The 5,021-nt window shown below is 55.8% G+C and carries 2 rRNA genes; both read left to right on the top strand.

Annotation, left to right across the window (positions count from 1 at the left end):
- The first annotated feature begins 14 nt into the window (after window positions 1-14).
- A 16S ribosomal RNA gene (locus ACYVF4_RS13540) occupies window positions 15-1,537 on the top strand.
- A gap of 375 nt (window positions 1,538-1,912) precedes the next feature.
- Window positions 1,913-5,021 (top strand): 23S ribosomal RNA (locus ACYVF4_RS13535).
- The 16S and 23S rRNA genes sit together here, the layout of an rRNA operon.

The following is a 5,021-nucleotide window of genomic DNA, read 5'->3' as shown; positions in this document are numbered from 1 at the left end:
GGTGGCAATCGTTTTTTACGGAGAGTTTGATCCTGGCTCAGGATGAACGCTGGCGGCGTGCTTAACACATGCAAGTCGAACGGTGAAGCCCCGCTTGCGGGGTGGATCAGTGGCGAACGGGTGAGTAACACGTGAGCAACCTGCCCCGGACTCTGGGATAAGCGCTGGAAACGGCGTCTAATACTGGATACGAGCCGTGAAGGCATCTTCAACGGTTGGAAAGATTTTTCGGTCTGGGATGGGCTCGCGGCCTATCAGCTTGTTGGTGAGGTAATGGCTCACCAAGGCGTCGACGGGTAGCCGGCCTGAGAGGGTGACCGGCCACACTGGGACTGAGACACGGCCCAGACTCCTACGGGAGGCAGCAGTGGGGAATATTGCACAATGGGCGGAAGCCTGATGCAGCAACGCCGCGTGAGGGATGACGGCCTTCGGGTTGTAAACCTCTTTTAGCAAGGAAGAAGCGAAAGTGACGGTACTTGCAGAAAAAGCGCCGGCTAACTACGTGCCAGCAGCCGCGGTAATACGTAGGGCGCAAGCGTTATCCGGAATTATTGGGCGTAAAGAGCTCGTAGGCGGTCTGTCGCGTCTGCTGTGAAAACCCGAGGCTCAACCTCGGGCCTGCAGTGGGTACGGGCAGACTAGAGTGCGGTAGGGGAGATTGGAATTCCTGGTGTAGCGGTGGAATGCGCAGATATCAGGAGGAACACCGATGGCGAAGGCAGATCTCTGGGCCGTAACTGACGCTGAGGAGCGAAAGGGTGGGGAGCAAACAGGCTTAGATACCCTGGTAGTCCACCCCGTAAACGTTGGGAACTAGTTGTGGGGTCCTTTCCACGGATTCCGTGACGCAGCTAACGCATTAAGTTCCCCGCCTGGGGAGTACGGCCGCAAGGCTAAAACTCAAAGGAATTGACGGGGACCCGCACAAGCGGCGGAGCATGCGGATTAATTCGATGCAACGCGAAGAACCTTACCAAGGCTTGACATACACGAGAACGCCCTAGAAATAGGGAACTCTTTGGACACTCGTGAACAGGTGGTGCATGGTTGTCGTCAGCTCGTGTCGTGAGATGTTGGGTTAAGTCCCGCAACGAGCGCAACCCTCGTTCTATGTTGCCAGCACGTAATGGTGGGAACTCATGGGATACTGCCGGGGTCAACTCGGAGGAAGGTGGGGATGACGTCAAATCATCATGCCCCTTATGTCTTGGGCTTCACGCATGCTACAATGGCCGGTACAAAGGGCTGCAATACCGTGAGGTGGAGCGAATCCCAAAAAGCCGGTCCCAGTTCGGATTGAGGTCTGCAACTCGACCTCATGAAGTCGGAGTCGCTAGTAATCGCAGATCAGCAACGCTGCGGTGAATACGTTCCCGGGTCTTGTACACACCGCCCGTCAAGTCATGAAAGTCGGTAACACCTGAAGCCGGTGGCCCAACCCTTGTGGAGGGAGCCGTCGAAGGTGGGATCGGTAATTAGGACTAAGTCGTAACAAGGTAGCCGTACCGGAAGGTGCGGCTGGATCACCTCCTTTCTAAGGAGCATCTGGAGGCTTCGGCTTCCCAGAGCCCGCTTCGAGCGAATGTCTCGGAGGGGTCAGCTCATGGGTGGAACATTTGACGAGGTGCTGCCGGGGTTTCCTGGTTCTCAGTACGCTGCTTGCAGTTGGAACGGGGTCAGGGGGTTCGGGTGGCACATGCACGCTGTTGGGTCCTGAGGGACCGGATGCGCTTCAACCCTGTCGGGGTTGGGAGCTGACGGACCTCTGGGCCTTCTTCTGTTGCCGGCTGGTGCTGGTGGCGGGGTGGGTACCGCCCGTACTTTGAGAACTACACAGTGGACGCGAGCATCTTAGAGACACCCTTCGGGGTGTTTCACAAACGAATGATCGATAGATCAGCTCATGTGATTTCAAGTCTTTAAGAGCAAACGGTGGATGCCTTGGCATCTGGAGCCGAAGAAGGACGTAGCAATCTGCGATAAGCCTCGGGGAGTGGATAAGCACACTTTGATCCGAGGATTTCCGAATGGGGAAACCCCGCCAGGGCGCGTGCGTACCTGGTGACTCCCGCCTGAATATATAGGGCGGGTAGAGGGAACGTGGGGAAGTGAAACATCTCAGTACCCACAGGAAGAGAAAACAACAGTGATTCCGTCAGTAGTGGCGAGCGAACGCGGATCAGGCTAAACCTATTGTGTGTGATATCCGGCAGGAGTTGCATGGTGGGGGTTGTGGGACTTTCCGTACTGTTCTGCCGAGCAGTGGACGTGATGCGTCGGTATAGGTGAACGGTCTTGAAAGGCCGGCCAGAGTGGGTGCCAGCCCCGTAACCGAAATGCCGGACGCAGCGTGGAGAGTATCCCAAGTAGCACGGGGCCCGAGAAATCCCGTGTGAATCTGTCAGGACCACCTGATAAGCCTAAATACTCCCAGATGACCGATAGCGGACAAGTACCGTGAGGGAAAGGTGAAAAGTACCCCGGGAGGGGAGTGAAATAGTACCTGAAACCGTTTGCTTACAAACCGTTGGAGCACCCCTGGTAGGTGTGACAGCGTGCCTTTTGAAGAATGAGCCTGCGAGTTAGCGATACGTGGCGAGGTTAACCCGTGTGGGGTAGCCGTAGCGAAAGCGAGTCTGAATAGGGCGACCATAGTCGCGTGTCCTAGACCCGAAGCGAAGTGATCTATCCATGGCCAGGCTGAAGCGACGGTAAGACGTCGTGGAGGGCCGAACCCACTTAGGTTGAAAACTGAGGGGATGAGCTGTGGATAGGGGTGAAAGGCCAATCAAACTTCGTGATAGCTGGTTCTCTCCGAAATGCATTTAGGTGCAGCGTTGCGTGTTTCTTGCCGGAGGTAGAGCTACTGGATGGCCGATGGGCCCCACCAGGTTACTGACGTCAGCCAAACTCCGAATGCCGGTAAGTGAGAGCGCAGCAGTGAGACTGTGGGGGATAAGCTTCATAGTCGAGAGGGAAACAACCCAGACCACCAACTAAGGTCCCTAAGCGCGTGCTAAGTGGGAAAGGATGTGGAGTTGCTCAGACAACCAGGAGGTTGGCTTAGAAGCAGCCACCCTTGAAAGAGTGCGTAATAGCTCACTGGTCAAGTGATTCCGCGCCGACAATGTAACGGGGCTCAAGCACGCCACCGAAGTTGTGGCATTGACATTATTGGTAGGCCTTCGTGGTCCAGCCGTGTTGATGGGTAGGAGAGCGTCGTGTGGCGAGTGAAGCGGCGGGGTGACCCAGCCGTGGACGCTACACGAGTGAGAATGCAGGCATGAGTAGCGAAAGACGTGTGAGAAACACGTCCTCCGAAAGACCAAGGGTTCCAGGGTCAAGCTAATCTTCCCTGGGTAAGTCGGGACCTAAGGCGAGGCCGACAGGCGTAGTCGATGGACAACGGGTTGATATTCCCGTACCGGCGAAGAACCGCCCCAGTCAATCCAGTGGTGCTAAGAGTCCTAACCAGGAATGCACGGATCCCTTCGGGGTGAAGGCGTCCTGGCGAACGCTCGACCCCATGCTGGTGCGGCTAGCGTATTAACAGGTGTGACGCAGGAAGGTAGCCCAACCCGGGCGATGGTTGTCCCGGGGCAAGTGCGTAGGCCGAGGAATAGGCAAATCCGTTCCTCATACAGGCTGAGACACGATGCGGATGAAAAGTGGGTGATCCTATGCTGCCAAGAAAAGCATCGACGCGAGGTTCAAGCCGCCCGTACCCCAAACCGACTCAGGTGGTCAGGTAGAGAATACCAAGGAGATCGAGAGAATCGTGGTTAAGGAACTCGGCAAAATGCCCCCGTAACTTCGGGAGAAGGGGGGCCATCCACTTATTAGAACTTGCTTCGAAAGGGTGTGGTGGCCGCAGAGACTAGTGGGTAGCGACTGTTTACTAAAAACACAGGTCCGTGCCAAGTCGCAAGACGATGTATACGGACTGACGCCTGCCCGGTGCTGGAAGGTTAAGAGGACGGGTCAGCCGCAAGGCGAAGCTCAGAATTTAAGCCCCAGTAAACGGCGGTGGTAACTATAACCATCCTAAGGTAGCGAAATTCCTTGTCGGGTAAGTTCCGACCTGCACGAATGGCGTAACGACTTCCCAACTGTCTCAACCGCGAACTCGGCGAAATTGCATTACGAGTAAAGATGCTCGTTACGCGCAGCAGGACGGAAAGACCCCGTGACCTTTACTACAGCTTGGTATTGGTGTTCGGTGTGGCTTGTGTAGGATAGGTGGGAGACTGTGAAGCATGGACGCCAGTTCATGTGGAGTCGTTGTTGAAATACCACTCTGGTCACTCTGGATGTCTAACTTCGAACCGTAATCCGGTTCAGGGACAGTGCCTGGTGGGTAGTTTAACTGGGGCGGTTGCCTCCCAAAAAGTAACGGAGGCGCCCAAAGGTTCCCTCAACCTGGTTGGCAATCAGGTGGCGAGTGTAAGTGCACAAGGGAGCTTGACTGTGAGACTGACAGGTCGAGCAGGGACGAAAGTCGGGACTAGTGATCCGGCAGTGGCTTGTGGAAGCGCTGTCGCTCAACGGATAAAAGGTACCTCGGGGATAACAGGCTGATCTTGCCCAAGAGTCCATATCGACGGCATGGTTTGGCACCTCGATGTCGGCTCGTCGCATCCTGGGGCTGGAGTAGGTCCCAAGGGTTGGGCTGTTCGCCCATTAAAGCGGTACGCGAGCTGGGTTTAGAACGTCGTGAGACAGTTCGGTCCCTATCCGCTGCGCGCGTAGGAAGTTTGAGAGGATCTGACCCTAGTACGAGAGGACCGGGTTGGACGAACCTCTGGTGTGTCAGTTGTTCCGCCAGGAGCACCGCTGATTAGCTACGTTCGGGATGGATAACCGCTGAAAGCATCTAAGCGGGAAGCCGGCCTCAAGATGAGACTTCCATACCCTTCGGGGTGAGAGGCTCCCAGCCAGACTACTGGGTTGATAGGCCAGATGTGGAAGCGTGGCAACACGTGCAGCTGACTGGTACTAATAAGCCGATGACTTGATAA

The organism is Microbacterium aureliae, assembly GCF_054780155.1.
This window is presented reverse-complemented; position numbering and strand designations above follow the sequence as displayed.